Source organism: Mesorhizobium yinganensis (assembly GCF_040081985.1).
Taxonomy (GTDB): Bacteria; Pseudomonadota; Alphaproteobacteria; order Rhizobiales; family Rhizobiaceae; genus Kumtagia; species Kumtagia yinganensis.
On record NZ_JBEBMH010000014.1, the window covers coordinates 152,939 to 170,123 of the forward strand.

General features: G+C 63.5%; 18 protein-coding genes. 10 read left to right on the plus strand and 8 right to left on the minus strand.

What is annotated here, in order from left to right; genetic code table 11:
• Nucleotides 1–17: 17 nt before the first annotated feature.
• The 5 genes from ABMA59_RS23080 to ABMA59_RS23100 form a co-directional block, all read right to left on the minus strand.
• The gene (locus ABMA59_RS23080; RefSeq protein ID WP_349007742.1) at nt 18–791 is read right to left on the minus strand and encodes a helix-turn-helix transcriptional regulator; all 774 of its coding nucleotides are present in this window, start codon (nt 789–791) and stop codon (nt 18–20) included.
• Nucleotides 788–1,501, minus strand: a complete 714-nt coding sequence (locus tag ABMA59_RS23085) for a helix-turn-helix transcriptional regulator (protein WP_349007743.1) — start codon at nt 1,499–1,501, stop codon at nt 788–790. Before ABMA59_RS23085 ends, ABMA59_RS23080 begins: the two co-directional genes overlap by 4 nt.
• 373 nt (nt 1,502–1,874) lie before the next feature.
• Complete coding sequence (locus ABMA59_RS23090; RefSeq protein WP_349007744.1) at nt 1,875–2,360, minus strand: hypothetical protein; 486 nt, start codon at nt 2,358–2,360, stop codon at nt 1,875–1,877.
• 33 nt (nt 2,361–2,393) lie between these two features.
• Nucleotides 2,394–3,452 (minus strand): D-TA family PLP-dependent enzyme, encoded by a 1,059-nt coding sequence (locus tag ABMA59_RS23095; protein WP_349007745.1) that lies wholly within the window; start codon nt 3,450–3,452, stop codon nt 2,394–2,396.
• Nucleotides 3,453–3,520: 68 nt separating this feature from the next.
• On the minus strand, nt 3,521–4,276 hold the full coding sequence (locus ABMA59_RS23100; protein WP_349007746.1) for an SDR family NAD(P)-dependent oxidoreductase: 756 nt from the start codon (nt 4,274–4,276) through the stop codon (nt 3,521–3,523).
• Nucleotides 4,277–4,543: 267 nt separating this feature from the next.
• Between ABMA59_RS23100 and ABMA59_RS23105 the strand changes: the two genes are divergently transcribed.
• From ABMA59_RS23105 to ABMA59_RS23115, 3 genes are all read left to right on the plus strand, one after another.
• On the plus strand, nt 4,544–4,909 hold the full coding sequence (locus ABMA59_RS23105; RefSeq protein WP_349007747.1) for a RidA family protein: 366 nt from the start codon (nt 4,544–4,546) through the stop codon (nt 4,907–4,909).
• A gap of 84 nt (nt 4,910–4,993) precedes the next feature.
• Nucleotides 4,994–6,223 carry an amidohydrolase/deacetylase family metallohydrolase gene (locus ABMA59_RS23110; protein ID WP_349007748.1) on the plus strand — a complete coding sequence of 410 codons (1,230 nt, stop codon included), beginning with the start codon at nt 4,994–4,996 and terminating at the stop codon, nt 6,221–6,223.
• Nucleotides 6,224–6,230: 7 nt separating this feature from the next.
• Nucleotides 6,231–6,998: an SDR family oxidoreductase gene (locus tag ABMA59_RS23115; protein ID WP_349007749.1), complete on the plus strand. Its 768-nt coding sequence runs from the start codon at nt 6,231–6,233 to the stop codon at nt 6,996–6,998.
• An 18-nt stretch (nt 6,999–7,016) separates the two neighbouring features.
• On the opposite strand, the gene ABMA59_RS23120 is transcribed toward ABMA59_RS23115, so the two are convergent.
• The gene (locus ABMA59_RS23120; protein WP_349007750.1) at nt 7,017–8,804 is read right to left on the minus strand and encodes an NAD(P)-binding domain-containing protein; all 1,788 of its coding nucleotides are present in this window, start codon (nt 8,802–8,804) and stop codon (nt 7,017–7,019) included.
• A gap of 44 nt (nt 8,805–8,848) precedes the next feature.
• On the minus strand, nt 8,849–9,796 hold the full coding sequence (locus tag ABMA59_RS23125) for a MurR/RpiR family transcriptional regulator (RefSeq protein WP_349007751.1): 948 nt from the start codon (nt 9,794–9,796) through the stop codon (nt 8,849–8,851).
• 245 nt (nt 9,797–10,041) lie between these two features.
• On the opposite strand from ABMA59_RS23125, the gene ABMA59_RS23130 reads away from it, so the two are divergent.
• The 6 genes from ABMA59_RS23130 (at nt 10,042) to ABMA59_RS23155 (ending at nt 16,688) form a co-directional block, all read left to right on the plus strand.
• Nucleotides 10,042–10,869, plus strand: coding sequence for an ABC transporter ATP-binding protein (locus ABMA59_RS23130; protein WP_349007752.1), 828 nt, complete (start codon nt 10,042–10,044; stop codon nt 10,867–10,869).
• A complete protein-coding gene (locus ABMA59_RS23135) occupies nt 10,866–11,714 on the plus strand; it encodes an ABC transporter permease (RefSeq protein WP_349007753.1) in 849 nt (282 codons plus the stop codon). The genes ABMA59_RS23130 and ABMA59_RS23135 overlap by 4 nt, the downstream gene beginning before the upstream one ends.
• 68 nt (nt 11,715–11,782) lie before the next feature.
• On the plus strand, nt 11,783–12,931 hold the full coding sequence (locus ABMA59_RS23140; protein ID WP_349007754.1) for an ABC transporter substrate-binding protein: 1,149 nt from the start codon (nt 11,783–11,785) through the stop codon (nt 12,929–12,931).
• Nucleotides 12,932–13,146: 215 nt separating this feature from the next.
• Nucleotides 13,147–14,232: a Gfo/Idh/MocA family protein gene (locus tag ABMA59_RS23145; protein ID WP_349007755.1), complete on the plus strand. Its 1,086-nt coding sequence runs from the start codon at nt 13,147–13,149 to the stop codon at nt 14,230–14,232.
• Between the two features lie 83 nt (nt 14,233–14,315).
• Nucleotides 14,316–15,209 (plus strand): alpha/beta hydrolase family protein, encoded by an 894-nt coding sequence (locus ABMA59_RS23150; RefSeq protein WP_349007756.1) that lies wholly within the window; start codon nt 14,316–14,318, stop codon nt 15,207–15,209.
• 264 nt (nt 15,210–15,473) lie between these two features.
• On the plus strand, nt 15,474–16,688 hold the full coding sequence (locus ABMA59_RS23155; protein WP_349007757.1) for an acyltransferase family protein: 1,215 nt from the start codon (nt 15,474–15,476) through the stop codon (nt 16,686–16,688).
• Between the two features lie 144 nt (nt 16,689–16,832).
• Here the strand turns inward: ABMA59_RS23155 and ABMA59_RS23160 are convergent, their stop codons facing one another.
• Entirely contained in the window at nt 16,833–16,976 is a 144-nt protein-coding gene (locus ABMA59_RS23160; RefSeq protein WP_349007758.1) for a hypothetical protein, read from the minus strand.
• A gap of 76 nt (nt 16,977–17,052) precedes the next feature.
• On the opposite strand from ABMA59_RS23160, the gene ABMA59_RS23165 reads away from it, so the two are divergent.
• Nucleotides 17,053–17,185 (plus strand): transposase (locus ABMA59_RS23165; RefSeq protein ID WP_349006656.1); only part of this gene is annotated, 133 nt, incomplete at its 3' end.

Genomic DNA, 17,185 nt, shown 5'->3' on the forward strand with positions numbered 1-17,185 from the left:
CAACTGTAAGAGAATTCTTACTCGAAGAGGCCGAGTTTCATGGCCTTGGCCACCGCATGGGTGCGGTTGGTGGCGTTAAGTTTCTGCGTCGAACTCGCCAGATACTGGTTGGCCGTGTGGATCGACAGCTTCAAAGAAGCGGCGATCTGCTCGCTGGTAAGGCCGTTGGCCGTCAGCTTCAGGCATTCCAGTTCGCGCTTCGAGATGCTCGGCATTTTGCGCAGCTCATTGGAGCGGATCATCGCCACGGCGTTGAACAGGGAGAAGCAGCGGGCGTGGATGTCAAAAACCTGGTCGCCCGCCAGCGATATGTCTCGTCCCCAGAAGGCGATCAGCCCGCATTGGCCGCGATCGGAAAAGACCGGAAAGGCGATGCCAGGATGGCCAGGCACCAACTCTTCCGTGCGATCCGCCATTTCGAGCCCCGCGAACGTTTCGGGGGAGGCGGTTGCCTCGCCGTTGGTCCACCAGCACGGCAGGCTGGAGGTGCGGGCATGGCGCACAATCGCCTCGCCATCGCGCTCCGACGCGGCGCGGGTCGACGCGGAAAAGCCGGGGTAGTGCGAATCGAAGCAGGCAACAAGCCGCGCGCGTTCCAGCGACGGGCTGACGAAGAAAAGCGCGAATTCGGATGCGTTGATGTCGATGGCGATCCACCGGCAGCGTCGCACGGCATCGGGTACGGTCAGCGTATGCCCCGCTTCGTCACTCGGCGCGGCGGCGCCGAACGGGGACTTGTGATCCCGGGCACTAGAGCGTGCGGCGGCCTTGCGGTTGTCCTGCCTGGTCAAATGATGCCGCTCCTGATTGCGGTCGCGACGGCCATGACCCGGTTCGAGGCCGCGAACTTCTGAATGGCGTGGGTGACGTAGCTGTTCACGGTGTTGGCGGAAACGCCGAGGATGAGTGCCACCTCATCGGTCGTTTTGCCTTCGGAAACCCAGTAGAGGCATTCGCGTTCGCGGTCGGAGAGCGGGTCCTGCTGGGCGGCCGCCGCCAAGAGGCCGGGCACTTGCGACAGGGCGTGGCAGCAGCGCATCTGCGTACGGCTCAACTCGGCTGGGTCCAGTTCTCCCGGTTCAGCGGTGGACAACAGCATGAACAAGCGCTGGCGACCGACATTCAGCCTCAGCGCGAAGATCTCGCCGTGGCCGAGAACGTCCAGAAGCTTCACCTCCTCGCCGTCGAGCACGCCGGTGACGGGCGGAGCCTCGCGCGTGGTGATCGGCCGTGGCCGTATGCCGGGCGGCACTGAAAAGCTGCTTTGGGCGATCGCGGCGATGGCCTGGTGGCCGACGAGCTGGATTGCGTCGTAGATCCAGTTCGAGGCGACGATGCGAATGTCGCTGCGGTTCTGGTCGTGAAGCACGGCGACAAGCATATAGCTGTCGGCCCCGATGTTTTGGCAAAGCGCCATCAGGAATCCGGTGAGGTCGCCTCGCGAGGCCAGCCTTTTCGCTAGTCCCGTCGATGCCTCATACTGTTCGCCTAGGCTCGTCATGCCGTCCGCTGGAAGCCTGAATCGTTGCGTGTGCCCGGACCCTGGCTGCGCCAGCGACCGGACATGAAAAACGCATCACTTGTTACGAAAACCACACGCCTGCCCTTTGGACAGGCCGCGAACCGCACTGCACCCGAATGTCCCGCCGGATCCCCGAAACCTGCCCGATGGGGCCGAATTGCGGTGGATTATGCGCCGCATCTCGACTGATTCGGTTTCAATCTAGCGTGTCGCGAATCCGACATCAAAGCCGAAAAACTAAAAAGTTAATAAATGTGTATCCATCGCTCGGGCTAATGTGGCCGAGACGACTCAGGCTGTTGACATGTCGCCTGCGGGTGAAACGAACGGTTGCTGCTGGACGAGCCGTGGGCTACCGCCCCAGCGGGTGCGGCATGTAGCCGACGAAGCCGGCGATCTTCCACCGGCCGCCGGTTTTTCGGCAGAAATACAGCGTCTGCCAGTTCAGCCGGTCGGCCGTGCCATCGGCCTTGGCTATCGAGCCGTTGAACTTCTTGTGCAGCACGGCGCGGTCGCCGTCGACATCGATGTCGCGCATGTTGGTCACCCGGAACATGGCGTCGAGCAGCGGTTCGGCATATTTGGTCTTGGCCGTCTCGGCGGCCTGGCGCAGCCATTCGTCGCGATAGATTTCCAGCCGCGGAAACTGCAGCCGCCAGGCGTCGGCATCGTTCAGGAAATGCGCGTGCATGCCGAAGAAGCTGTCGGCGAGAAAATCGTCCTCGACCATCGACCAGTCCTGGGCGATGAAGGCCTGGAAGTCGCGGCGCATCAGCATTTCCCAGAGTTCGTGGCGGTCCCGATCGCCCTCGGGGAACGGATTCCTGTCGAATGTCATGATTTGCCACTCCTTGTCGCGACTAGCGCTGTCTCAGCTCAGTTTGCCGCGCGCAGCCACCGGCAGTTGTTCGATCACTTGCCCGTCCTCGGCGACATGCACCACGTCGAACAGGTTGGAGACCACGCAGACATGGTTGGGAATGACGCGGACCTTGTCGCCGATGGCGGGTTTCATCGCACAGCGCGACAGGTCGACAATGCCATGCTCCTCGTTGAGCATGGTGATCACCGCGTCCGGATATTCGACGATGTGGCCGTGGCCGGGCGACGGCGACAGGTCGGCTGCCAGCGATTTCGAGCCGGTGTCGAGGATGGCGCGGTCGGCGGTCGGGCGGCTGACGACGGTCGCCAGCACGGTCAGCGCGCAGTTTTCCAGCGTGCCGTGGCCGTAGGTCACCTGCATGCGGTCCGAATAGATATAGGTGCCCGGCCGCAGTTCCGTCGCCGCGTCGACGCGGGTGGGTCCGAAGAAATCCGGCGAGTTGCCGACCGACACGCGCTCGACCCGGATGCCTTCCGCCTCGAAAAGTTTCAGCGCGTCATGCAGCCAGGAATCCACGCCTGAGACCTTCTGACGTGGCGGGTATGTCATAAGGCCGCCGAAGCGCAGGCCGGGATGGGAAGCGATGCGTTTGGCCAGCGCCACCGCGTCGGCCGCCGACTGGACGCCGCAGCGGCCGCCGCCGGTGTCGCATTCGATCAGAACGGTGAGCGGGCGCCCCGCGTCGGTGAAGGTGGCGCCATAGCCGTCGACGGTGGTGGCGCTGTCGGCCGTCACAGACAGCGTGATGCGCTCGTGCAGCGCCTTCAACCGCTCCAGCTTCGGTTTGCCGATGATGTTGTACGGGATGAAGATGTCGCCGATGCCGGCATCGGCCATCACCTCGGCCTCGCCGATCTTCTGGCAGGTGATGCCGATGGCGCCGAGTTCGAGTTGCCGCCTGGCGAATTGCGGCAGCTTGTGCGTCTTGATGTGCGGCCGGAGCTTTTTGCCCTGCCGGTCGGCATGCGCCTGCGCCCGCTTCAAATTCTCTTCGACGATTTTTCGGTCGATGACGATCGCCGGTGTATCCAGGTCTTCGACGCGCATGTTTTCTCCTCGTTCAGAGCCCGTTCTGGAAATGCGTCACCCTGCGATCACGCATTTTCCAGGCGTTCTTACGCGATTTCGTTGAGGAAGGGCAGGTTGCTGGCGAGCAGCCCGGCATCGACATTGAGCGAGACGCCGGTGATGCCGCTCGCCGCCGGTGAGGCGAGAAACACCGCCGCGCGCGCCACTTCCGCCGGTTCCACGAGCCGCCCGAGCGGATAGAGCCTGCTGACCGCACCGAGAATGTCCGGCTTTTCGGCGATGCGATGCTCCCAGGCGCCGGTGCGGATCGAACCCGGCACGATGGCGTTGGCGCGCACGCCGTTGCCGCCCTCCTCGGTGGCGATGGCGCGCATCCAGGCGAGCAGCCCGGCTTTGGCCGCCGCATAGGCGGGATTGCCGAAATGGGCAAGCGCGTTGACGGAGGAGACGAAGATGAAGGCGGCGCCGCCCGGCCGGTTGCGCATCGACGGCAGCAGTGCCTGCGACAGCAGGGCGGCGCTGCGAAAATTCAGGTTCATCTCGCGGTCGAGCGCTTCCGGGGTGACGGCGGCAAGCGTCTCGGCGCGGGTCCAGCCGGCATTGGAAATCACCGCTGCCGGCGGTTCGTTTTCGTTCATGCGCGCGGCGAAAGCGGTCACCGCCGCCTCGTCGAGCAGGTCGAAGCGGTGTGCCTCGGCAATCCCGGGCGCGGAAAGATCCATGCCTTCCACGTCGCAGGCGACGACACGCGCGCCGCATCCGGCAAGCACCTCGACCAGCGCCTTGCCGAGCCCGCCGCCGGCGCCGGTGACGATGACGCTGCGCCCGCCGAAATCGATCATCCCACCCCCTCCGGTCGCGGCTTCCGGTTGCCTTCGCCAGCCTTCCCGGATTGCCGATCGATCCAGAATGATGAGGTCCGTGTAACAAAGCAACACGGATTTCGGATTTCGTGTTGCTTTCCAACAAGACTGGTGGACGCGTCGCCGGATGAGGGTTATGCAAATGACCGCGCTGGCGGTCTGCCGCTGGCCGGACAATAGGGCCGGACGGCCGCGCAGGCCTTGCAAGGTGCGGGCTCGCGGCCTGTTCGCTCGATGGGAGGGTTTATGCCAAAACAGTGTTTCGGAACCTCGCATGTGCCGCTGTCGCCGGCCGTGCGGGCCGGCGATTTCGTGTTCGTCTCGGGCCAGGTGCCGGTCGGTGCCGACGGCATCGTGGTCACCGGCGGCATCACCGAGCAGACGGAACAGGTGCTGCAGAACGTCAAGGCCGCACTGGCATTGGCCGGCTGCGGCATGGAGGACGTAGTCAAGACGACCTGCTGGCTGGACGACGCCCGCGATTTCGGTGGTTTCAACGCCGTCTACGCAAAACATTTCCCGAAAGAGCCGCCGGCGCGCACCACCGCCGAATCCCGCCTGATGCTCGACATCAAGGTCGAGATCGAGGCGCTGGCCTACAAGCCACTCTGAGTTTCCGGCAGGCGAGACATGGCGCGGTTCTCCGGATGCGGGCCGTTCCGAAACGTTATCGCGACCGGGTGAAAGGCGAGGACCATGCAGTTTGATCTCCTCCTCAAGGGCGGGCGTGTCATCGATCCGGCATCCGGCCTCGACACTGTCAGCGACATCGCCGTTGCCGGCGGCAAGATCGCCGCGATCGAGGCCGATATTCCTGCCGACCGGGCCGCGCAGGTGGTCGACGCGACCGGCAGCATGGTGACGCCTGGTCTCATCGACCTGCACAGCCACGTCTACTGGGGCGGCACCTCGCTCGGCGTCGACGCCGACCTGCTCGCCGCCCGCAGCGCCACCACCACCTTCGTCGATGCCGGCAGCGCCGGTGCGGGGAATTTCCTCGGCTTCCGCCGCCACGTCATGGAGCGGTCGAGAGCCCGCATCCTCGCCTATGTGAACATCTCCTTCGCCGGCATCTTCGGGTTTTCGAAGAACGTCATGGTCGGCGAATGCGCCGATCTCAGGCTGTGCGACCCGCGCGAACTCGTCGGCTGCGTGGCGGAACACCGCGACGTGGTGGTCGGCGTGAAGGTGCGGGCCGGCAAACACGCCAGCGGCACCAGCGGCATCGCGCCGGTCGATCTCGCCGTCGAGGGCGCCGACAAGGTCGGCCTGCCGTTGATGGCGCATATTGACGAGCCGCCGCCCGGCCGCTCCGAAGTGCTGCCGCGCCTGCGCAAGGGCGACGTGCTCACCCATTGTTTCCGGCCGTTCCCCAACGCTCCTGTCTTCGCCTCCGGTGCGGTCAGGCCCGACATGCATCTGGCGCGTGAGCGCGGCGTCATCTTCGACATCGGCCACGGCATGGGCTCCTTCGACTTCGACGTGGCGCGCACCATGCTCAAGGAAGGGCTCGGGCCGGACGTGATCAGCAGCGACGTTCACCTGCTCAGCATTGACGGGCCGGCCTTCGACATGCTCGTCTGCATGTCGAAGATGATGGCGCTCGGCATGCCTTTCCCAGACGTTCTGAAAGCCTCGACGCTGCGGCCGGCGGAAGCCATCGCGCGCGCCGATCTGGGCCGGCTGGCGGTCGGCGGGCCGGCCGACATCGCGGTGCTCGGCGAGCGGGCGGGGCCGGTCAGCTTCTTCGATTCCAACGGCGCGGAACTGATCGCGGAGCGCGAACTGATCTCGCATGGCATCGTCATGGGCGGGGCGTGGTGGCCGAACGAACAAAAGCATGTTGCGCGCGCCTATACTCCCGGCGGGCGCCAGACCCATGCCGATCTGGCCCGCCGGCATTTCGGCAAGTGCAACTGTTGCTGAGGGAAGAATGCCGAATTCCATGTTCGATCTCACCGGCCGCACGGCCCTGATCACCGGCTCGACGCGCGGCCTCGGCCGCGCGTTTGCCGAGGGACTGGCGGGTGCCGGCGCGAAGGTGATCCTCAACGGCACCGATGCGGCGCGCGTGGCCGCAGCCGTCGACGAGGTCCGCGCGCTCGGGCACCAGGCGGACGGCATTGCCTTCGACGTGCGCGACGAAGGCGCGATCCTCGCCGCCTTCGAGCGCTTCGACGCGGATGGCGTCGCCATCGACATCCTGATCAACAACGCCGGCATCCAGTGGCGCAAGCCGATGGTCGACCTGCCCACCGCCGAATGGCAGAAGGTCATCGACATCAACCTGACCAGCGCCTTCGTCATCGGCCGCGAGGCCGGAAGGCGCATGGTGGCGCGCAAGCGTGGCAAGATCATCAACATCTGCTCGACAACCAGCCTTTTGGCTCGCGCGACGATTTCGCCTTACGCCACCAGCAAGGGCGGCCTGAAAATGCTGACCCAGCAGATGGCGGCGGAATGGGCGGGAAGCGGCGTGCAGGCCAACGGCATCGCGCCCGGCTACATCATCACCGAGATGAACGACGCGCTGGTCAACAATCCGGACTTCGATGCCTGGGTAAAAGCCCGCACGCCGTCGCGGCGCTGGGGCCTGCCGGAGGAGATCGTCGGCACGGTCGTCTATCTCGCCTCGTCCGCGTCGGACTATGTAAACGGCCAGCTCATTTCGGTCGACGGCGGCATGACCGCGGTGGTGTGAGGGCCAGATTTCCGGCGCTCACACTGCGTTCGACGGCGCGCCATAGACCGGCGTCGGAGTCCCCTCCATCCGCGCCTTGATCTGCAAGGCGACGTATTTGGAATAGAAGCGCGACAGCGCCAGGTTGCCGCCGTGGAACCACAGCGCTTCCTGCGCGGTCGGTTTCCACATGTTGCGCGGATCGCCCTGCCACGGGCCTGGGTCGCCGCGCACGCCGGAGCCGAGGCCCCAGCACGGGCCGACCTTGTCGGCCACCGCGCGCGAAACCAGTTGCGCCACCGTCTCGTGCATCGACTGGTAACCGGTGCAGCAGACGATCGCGTCGGCCGCCAGTTCGCTGCCGTCGTCGAACAGGATGCCTCGCGGCGTCAGCGACTTGATCGACACGCCGCTGCGCACCTTGATCTCGCCGTCGATGATCAGTTCCGAGGCGCCGACATCGATGTAATATCCCGAGCCGGTGCGGTAGGCCTTCATCATCAGGCCGGTCTCGTCCTCGCCGAAATCCAGCGCGAAGCCGGCGGACGCGAGGCGCTCGTAGAAAGCGGCGTCGCGCTTGCGGATATGGTCATAGAGTTTTTTCTGGCCTTCGGGCATCAGTGCGAAAGGCGTCGACGCCACCAGCATGTCGGCCTTCTGCGTGGTCGTGCCACGCGCAAATGCGGCCTCCGAATAGATCTCGAAGGCCAGTTCCATCAGCGTGTCCGACTTCACCACCGTGGTCGGCGAGCGCTGGATCATCGTCACCTCGGCGCCGCTCTCCCACAAGTCGACGCTGACGTCGTGGCCGGAACTCGCCGCGCCGATCACCGCGACCTTTTTGCCGCCGAAACGCCGTCCGTCGGTATACTGGCTGGAATGCAGGATTTCGCCGCTGAAATTGTCGGCGCCCGGCAGCGGGATCATTTTCGGCGGCCCATAGGCGCCGGTGGCGAAGACCAGGTGTTGCGGCTTCAGGACGACCGTCTCGCCGGCCCGATAGACCTCGACCGTCCAGAGCTTTTCGTTCGCGTCGTAGGAGGCTTTCGTGCAGGTCGAACTTGTCCAGTAGTTCAGCTCCATGACCCGCGCATACATCTCCAGCCAGTCGCCCATCTTGTCCTTGGGCGTGAACACCGGCCAATGATCGGGGAAGGGGATGTAGGGCAGGTGATCGTACCAGACCGGGTCGTGCAGCACGAGCGAGCGGTAGCGGTTGCGCCAGGAATCGCCGGCCCGCGCATTCTTCTCCAGCACGATCGCCGGCACGCCCAACTGTTTCAGCCGCGCGCCGAGCGCGATGCCGCCCTGTCCGCCACCGATCACCACGCAGTAGGGCTGATGCGTACGGCCAAGTCCGTCCTCCTCGCGCCGCCGTTCTTCCGACCATGTCCGGCGGGCGCGGTCCGCCTTGTGGCGCACGCCGATCGGACGGCTTGTGCCCGCCTTTTCCTCGAAACCTTTGAGGTCAGAAAGCGCGGTGAAAAGCGTGCGGCATTTGCCATTACGCAGACGCAGGCAGCCTTCGCCCCGGCCCGCCGCGGTCTCGAAGCTGAACCAGGCTTCGACAAGGCCGTCCTCGCTCGTCGCCTCGCCGGTCAGCCGCCAGCCGGTGGGTCGGGCCGAGTCGAGCGCTGCGACGAGCATGTCGTGGATCGAGGCCCGGCCCTCGAGCGTCTTGATATTCCAGGTGAAGGCCAGAAGGTCGCGCCAGTAGCAGTCGTCAAGGAAGAGGTCGGTGGCCGCCCCTACGTCCTTCGTTTCCAGCGCCTTGGCGAAGGCGCCGAGCCATGCGGCGGCAGTTTGAGTGGCGGAATTCTCGTGCATTCAAGTCTCCGAGGAGGGCGGGTGGGGGGCAGAGGAAAAAGCCCTCAATCTCCCAGCGGCTCCATCTCCTTGCCGGCTCTGTAAGTCTGGATGTTGTATTTGATGCGCCGCAGCGTCTCGCGCGCCGGGCCGTCGATCTTGTAGCCGGTCGCCACCGCCAGCAGGTCGATCGCCGCCAGGAAGGCGAAGCGCGAGGCCGTCGGCTTCAACGTGTCCGGATATTCCGGCACCGCCACGGTCAGTTTCACGTCGCAGGCGCGCGCAAGCTCGGTGTCCGGCGCGGTGATGCAGACGGCGCTGGCGCGGTAGTGGCGGGCGAGTTCGACCGCCTCGACCACCTCGTGGGTGCGGCCGGTGGCGGAAATCGCGATCACCAGATCGCCCGGCTTCAGCGTCGAGGCGGTCATGCGCATCACATAGGGGTCGTTGTGGGCGCTCACCGTCACGCCATAGCGGAACAGCCGGTACTGCGTCTCCTGCGCCAGCGCCGAGGAACTGCCGCCGAGCCCGAACACCGCGACCTGCCGCGCTTTTGCGATCAGTTCGGCCGCCTTCTCCAGTTGCGCCGGATCGATCTGCCGCTCCGCTTCCTGCAGCGCCAGCCGCGCCTCGCCGAACACCGCGTTCCAGAACGGCATGCCGTTGTCGCCCGAAGGCTGCGCCGGCGGCTTGTTCAGGTAGAGCGCGCCGACCACCAGGCTCTGCGCAAGTTTCAGCTTGAAATCGCGCACGCCCTCGCAGCCTATGGCGCGGCAGAAGCGCGTCACAGTCGGCTCGCTCACCTCAGCGCGTTCCGCCAGCGCGGCGTTGGATGCGTCGATGGCGAAACGCACGTCGTCGAGCACCACGTCGGCCACCCGGCGTTCGGCCGGACGCAACTCGCCATAGGTATCCTTCACCAGCGAGATGATGTCGGGAATCCGCTTGGCGTGCTCATGCGCCTCGGCGGCGTCTTCGCCACCTAGCCAAGCCTCGCCGAGAGCTTCCGTCATGGAGATGTTTCCGTTCTTCCACCCGCTTGCGCCGTGTCTCGCGAACCGCTGGGCCGGTAAAGTATGTAGGAAAGCAACATCCTTGGCAACGCCTCATAAAATCAAATAAAAACAATCGGATGGTGAAAATCATTTGCAGGCTTTCAACCAAGCGGTTGCGAGCGCTTGACAGAAAAGTAGGATAGTTACAGACTGATTTTTGCGGACCGATGATAAGGGGATCATCGCGCGAATTCCGAGGGCGCATGAACGCTGGCCATGCCATAAAGCCGAAGCTTGGTGTGCGTGCCGCAACCAAGGTCTATCACACGGCTTCCGGCGATCTGTTGGCGCTGGACCGTTGCGAACTCGATGTCCGCGCCAAGGAGATCGTGTCAATCGTCGGACCCTCCGGCTGCGGCAAGACCACGCTTTTGTGGTCGATGTCGGGCCTGCACAAGCTCTCTGCCGGCGAGGTCGTCCTGGACGGTGAAAGGATCACGGGACCGCATCCCGATATCGGCATCGTCTTCCAGGAAGCCAATCTGCTTCCCTGGCGCAATCTCGACGCCAACATCAATTTTCCCTTCGAGATCAAGGGCACGCAGCCCGACAGGCAATGGATCCAGCATCTCCTGCGCCGCGTCGGGCTGGAAGGTTTTGGCGGAAAGTTCCCGCGCGAGCTTTCCGGCGGCATGCAGCAGCGTGCAGCGATCGTGAGGGCACTGTCGCTCAAGCCGTCGGTGCTGTTGATGGACGAGCCGTTCGGTGCGCTTGACAGTTTTACCCGCGAGGAGATGAACAGGCTGGTCGAGGAAATCTGGCTCGACGCGCCGACCACCATCGTTTTCATCACCCATTCGATCGAGGAAGCGATCTTCCTGTCGGATCGCGTGGTGGTGTTGACGCCGCGCCCCGGCCGCGTCGCCAAGGAATATCCGGTGCCGTTCCCGCGACCGCGCTCGTTGGAGATCATGGCGACGAAGGAGGTTTTCGACCTCACCAACGCCATCAAGATGGACATTGTTGGCGGGCGCGTCGGTGCCAAGGCGAAACCGGCGCTGACCGTCGTCAACGGAGGGGCGCCGAGATGAGCCAGAGCGACGCCATTCCGGAATTCCAGAAGTCCAAGACGGGCGAGGGCGGAGACGTCAGCCTCACCAATTTGTCCGCCTTTTCAGGCGGTCCCGGTATAAAATCCTGGGCCGAGGTCGCGGCCATCATCGCGGTCGCCGTCATCATCATCGGCGGCGCAGAGTTCGCGCTGCGCTGGTTCGAGGTGCCGCAATACATCATGCCGCCGCCCAGCCTGATCGTCTGGGCGCTGTTCGACGAGTTTCCGCTGATCGCGCCGCATCTCGGCTACACGCTGGTCGAACTCCTGTCGGGTTTCGCCATCGGCTCGATCATCGGACTGATCCTGGCGGCTGTCATCACCCAGTTCCCCTTCGCCGAGAAGATCGTCGCACCCTATATCCTGCTGCTCGTGACCACGCCGATGCTGGCGCTGGTGCCGCTGCTCATCCTGCGCTTCGGCTTCGGCTACACGCCGCGCATCATCGCCGTGGCGCTCGCCGCCGGGCCGATGGTTATGATCAATGCCGCTACCGGTTTCCGCCGGGTCGACAGCGCCAAGATTGCGCTGGCGCGTTCCTATGGCGCGAGCACATTGCAGATATTCTGGAAAATCCGTGCGCCAATGGCGCTGCCGATGATCCTGGTCGGGTTGATGATCGGCGCGATCTTCGGCCTCTTGACCGCCGTCGGCGCCGAGATGGTCGGCGGCGGCTTTGGGCTCGGCAACCGGCTCACCAGCTACTCATCGATGATCCAGATGCCGCAGTTCTTCGCGGTGGTACTGCTGCTGTCGATCCTCGGCATCCTGATCTACGTGCTCTTCTTCTTCATTGGGAAGAAGTGGGCAAGCTGGGAGGCGTAAAAGAGCGAAAGCCACGCGCCGGCCGGCCGACGACAAGAACGAAAACGTCAAACAATGGGAGACTGACAATGACGATCTTCAACACGGGCATGACCCGCCGCACCTTCCTGCAGGTGACGGGCGCGGGCGTGGTGACCGCGACCGCGCTCGGCGGATCTGCGCTGCGCGCCAACGCAGCGGCCTACGAGAAATTCACCTGGATCTCGCCGCGCGGCACGCTGGAAGTGCTGGACGACTACCCCTACTGGGCGGCGAAGAAGATGGGCTATTTCGGCGACCTGCCGACCGACATGCAGCCCGGCCCGTCCGACGGCACGGCGACGGTCAAGTTCGTCGATGTCGGCCAGGCCGATATGGGTTTCCCGTCCCCCGGCATCTTCTCCTTCGCGCTGCAGAACGGCATGAAGCTGAAGAGCGTCTTCCACATGGGCGCGCGCGACACCTTCTCCATCGCCTTCCGCAAGGGCGAGGGCATGGCCGACCTGAAGGGCCTCGAAGGCAAGACGATGCTGCTCGGCTCGGCCGCCTGGCAGGCGATCACCGACCCGATGCTCGCCGCTCAGGGCGTCGACGTCACCAAGATCAAATATGTCGAGGCCGGCTGGCCGACCTGGGGCACCGCACTTGCCGGCGGCCAGGGCGACGCCGCGCTCTCCTGGGAGGGCCTGCGCGCCGAATGGATCGCGACTGGCCTGAAATTCGACTACTGGCTGGGCGTGCAGAAATCGAAACTGCCGGCCAACACCTTCGTCGTGCGCGCCGCCGATCTTGAAGACCCCGACAAGAAGGCGTTCCTCGAACAATATCTGCGCGGCTGGGCCATGGGTCTCGAATTCGGCCACCAGAACCCGCGCGCGGCGGTGGAGGCGGTGTTCGAGCAGTTCCCGGCCTTCGCCAAGAACACCGGGCCGGAACTCGGCACCACCTCGCTGCTGGAGCAGGACAACGTCTTCCGCGGCGACATGGACAAGCGCGGCGGCTGGGGTTGGCACGACATGTCGAGCTGGCAGCAGTTCTTCGACCTGACGCTCAAGCTCGGCCAGATCAAGGAGCCGGTGAAGGCTGAGGACGTCTGCACCAACGACCTGATCAAGGGCGCCAACGATTTCGACCACGCCAAGGTCAAGGCCGACGCCGACGCCTACAAGCTCACCGACGCCTTCGCGGCGATCGACGTCGAGAATGTCCGCGCGCATATGTTCGACGACGCGGTGTGACGTACTAGATCGCGATCCTTCGCACTCCCCTCTGTCCTGCCGGACATCTCCCCCTCGAGGGGGAGATTGGAGGTAGCCAAGGGTTTCGCCAATCATCGACGGCGTGGCGCCGTCGCAAGCGGCCGGCCAATCTCCCCCCCTTGAGGGGGAGATGTCCGGCAGGACAGAGGGGGGTGCTGGCTGTGCCTTCCCAAGCAACTGATCGGGAGGGCACCATGCCGGACAAAGTCAAAATCCTCGTCGTCGGCCTCGGCAATATGGGCGCGTCGCATGCCAGCGCCTATCACCGCAATCCGGGGTTCGAGATCGTCGGGCTGATGAGCCGCTCGATCAAGGGCAAGAAAATTCCCGACGAGTTGAAGGGCTATCCGCTCTACGAAGACTATGACGAGGCGCTGAAGGCAGCAAAACCCGACGCGGTGTCGATCAATAGCTGGCCGAACACGCATGCCGAATACGCGCTCAAGGCGTTCGACGCCGGCTGCCACGTCTTCATGGAAAAGCCGATCGCCACAAACATCGAGGACGCCGAAGCGGTCGTCGCCGCAGCCCGCGCCAGGAACAAGAAGCTGGTGCTGGGCTACATCCTGCGCGTCCATCCGTCCTGGATCAAATTCATCGAGATGGGCAAGACGCTCGGAAAACCGCTGGTGATGCGGCTCAACCTCAACCAGCAGTCCTCGGGCCCGGCCTGGCACTGGCACAAGAACCTGATCGACTCGCTGATCCCGATCGTCGACTGCGGCGTGCATTATGTCGACGTCATGTGCCAGTTGACCGGCGCCAAGCCGGTGCGCGTCCATGGCATCGGCGCGAAACTCTGGGCCGAGGCCGACAAGGACAATTACGGCCATCTTCACGTCACCTTCGACGACGGCTCGGTGGGCTGGTACGAGGCCGGCTGGGGGCCGATGATGAGCGAGGTGGCCTTCTTCGTGAAGGATGTTGTCGGGCCGAAGGGCGCGGTGTCGATCGTCGCCAACCAGGGCGGCAGCGTCACCGATGCCGAAAAACTCTCCGATTCCGCCGACATCGACAAGCACACCAAGACCGATGCGATCAAGATTCACCACTCTGCGGTCGACAAGGACAAGAACTGGTCGAAGCCGGACGAGATTTTTTCCATGACCGACGAGCCCGGTCACCAGGAACTCTGCGACCGCGAGCAGGCGTTTTTCCTGAAGGCCATCCAGGAGGATATCGACCTGTCGGAATCCATGGACGCGGCGGTCAACTCGCTGCGCATCGTGCTGGCGGCCGAGCAGAGCATTGCCGAGAAGAAGGCGATCGAATTGGCTTGAGGAGGTGAAGGCGGCGGCCTCGGCGACCAAAATCCCGCACCGGGCGGTTCGACTGCCCTGTGTTGATTGCCGGAGTACCCATAATGCTGGCTGACCAACTCCGCCGTCTGTTCGAGATCGGAAAACATCCGCTCCGCTTCACCGGCAGCACTACGCAGCAGGATGACGGCTTCACCGTCGAAACCCTCTCCTTCGCCACGGCTGATGGCGAGAGGGTGCGCGGCATCCTCACCCGTCCGCCGACGAACGACCGCCCGCTGCCGGCCATCCTCTACATCCACGCCCATGGCGACCGCTACGACATCGGCGCCTCGGAATTGCTCGACGGCCGCCCGGCGCTGCAATCGCCGCTCGGACCGGTTTTTGCGCACGCCGGCTATTTAACGCTGGCGATCGACCTGCCGTGCTTCGGCGAGCGTTCCGCTGATAAGGAGCAGCCGACGACCAAGGCGCTGCTGTGGCGCGGCCGGTCGCTGGCCGGAAAAATGCTGGGCGAACTGTCTTCGGCGCTGGACTATCTGGCCGCGCGACGCGATGTCGATGCCGGCCGCATCGGCGTGTTCGGCATCTCCATGGGCGCCACCTTCGGCTACTGGCTGGCGGCGGTGGAACCGCGGCTAACCTGCGTCATGCATCTCTGCTGCTTCGCCGATTTCGCAAAGCTGATCGAGACCGGCGCGCACAATTTGCATGGCATCTACCTGACCGTCCCCGGCCTGCTCGAAGCCGCCGGCAATGGCGAGATCGCCGGGCTGATCGCGCCACGCCCGCAACTCGTCTGCATCGGCGACCGCGATCCGCTCACCCCGCCGCACGCTTTCGATCCGGCCTTCGCGCAACTGTCCGCAGCCTACGAAAAGGCGGGCGCGAGCGAAAAGCTGGCGCTGCATCGGGAGGCCGAGACGGGGCATCAGGAGAGTGCGGCGATGCGGGAGCGGGTGCTGCGCTTTGCCGCCGCCCACCTGCGGCGGCATTGACGCTCGGGAGCGTCGCGGTTCGACACGTTACGGAACCTATGAACTGATCGCAGGAACGCCCTTCTGCAATGCGCAAAAGTCCGGTTCAAAACCTTCTCGTTAATCGGGGAGTTTTGCGACGCTTCAAAATTTACGAAAAATTTAGGCTAATTCTGTGGAAATAAAATGACCTATTTTGATCCGACGAAGGAAAGATAAAACGGTCCATAGCACGTCCTTCGGCGTGCTCGTTTCCCCTTCAGGCTCAGTCATCGGATCGTTGCAATGAACGCCATTGCCAATTCAAGCCCCGCATATTTTCCTTCAGCGCAAGGTCTCTCATCTCAAGCGATCGGCGCTACGCGATCAAGAGCGGTCGGTCCCGACGTTCTTCGATCGTTGGCGATCCTTCTTGTCATGCTGGTGCATCTGCCTGTTGAAGCAACTCCGTCGCTGCTTGTTGGCGTCCGCAACTATGCTTGGCTTGGGGTGGATGTTTTCTTTGTGCTGAGCGGCTACCTGATTGGAGCCCAACTCTTCAAGGAGGTTTCGCACACCGGTGGCGTCGATCTGAAATCCTTTTACCTGCGTCGCGTTTTCCGAATCTTCCCTGCGTTCTTCGTCGTCTTGGGCCTCTATGCGATCTTCCCCGTGGTGCGGGATGCCCCGACGATGCAGCCCGTCTGGAGTTTCGCGACCTTTACCGTGAACTTCGACTTTGACCCTCGCTTGGGCCGTGCCTTCACGCAAGCATGGTCGTTGTGTGTTGAAGAGCATTTCTATCTGGTTCTGCCGCTGCTCATCTTGCTGCTGCATCGTCGCATTGGTGTGCATTCGACGCTGCTCATTGCAGGTGTGATCGCGATTGCGGGAATGATCCTGCGATACACCCTGTGGGAGAGCCAGGTCGGTACTCTCGTTGACGTCGGCAAGCTGCGGGATGCCTTCGCCGTTTACCTCAGGGACGTGTATTATCCCACATACACCCGTTTGGATGGTCTGATGTTCGGCGTTCTCCTTGCCGCTGCGAGGCATTTCAAACCGGAACTCTACAAGCGCTACGCGCCACCGCGCTTTGCCCTTGCGACGGGGTTCGTTTTCGTCGGAGTTGCGCTTGTTCTGTTCTCTATTCGCGGTCCGCTTGCCGGAACCACCTTATTTCTCGTCTTTCAGGCGCAGCCGGGGGCGGTCGCAGGCTTCCCGCTGATTTCCATCGGAATCGCCCTTATTCTTGGGGCTATGCTCGACTTGGAACATGTGCTGAGGAGGTGGCCGGTTCCCGGAGCAGTGGTCATCGCCACCTTGTCGTACAGCCTTTATCTGACGCACAAGTCAGCTTTCCATATCAGCAGGCTTATCTTTGGAGAAGAAAACCTTCAGGGTGGTTTCGGTTTCGTGGTTTATCTGGCAATCAGCTTTGCGGCAGCAATCGCGCTTTGGTTTTTTGTAGAGAGAACATTCCTCTTGCTGCGGGATCATTTGCTCTCTCGGGGGAAATGACCGGCGGGTCAAGCTCCGGGGTTGGCCTGAAGTTGACGCGGTCGCAAAACTCCCTCGCAAAAGTATGCGTGGTGCAAGGGGTTTTTGCGACACGCCGGTGTCTGCCGTCACCCTCGACGGAAACTCAAATCGATCCACTGATCCTCAATTCATCCGCCCGCCCGTCGCATCGAAAACATGCGCCTGCGCCATGTCCGGCTTGAGCGCCAGCTTCTCGCCGACCGCGACCCTGTGCTGCCCCTCCATCACGACCAGCAGCCGCTGGCCGCCTTCCATCAGCGTATGCACCACGGTCTCGGAGCTGACCTGAGACCCTGAACTTCCTCCAGATTTGGGTAGAGTCCGTCGATCATGGAGACGGATGATGCGACCTTCGAGGTTCACGGAAGAACAGATCATCGGGATGCTGAAGGAGCAGGAGGCCGGTGCGAAGACGGCGGATGTCTGCCGCAAGCACGGCATCTCGGCTGCGACCTTCTACAAGTTCAAGGCGAAGT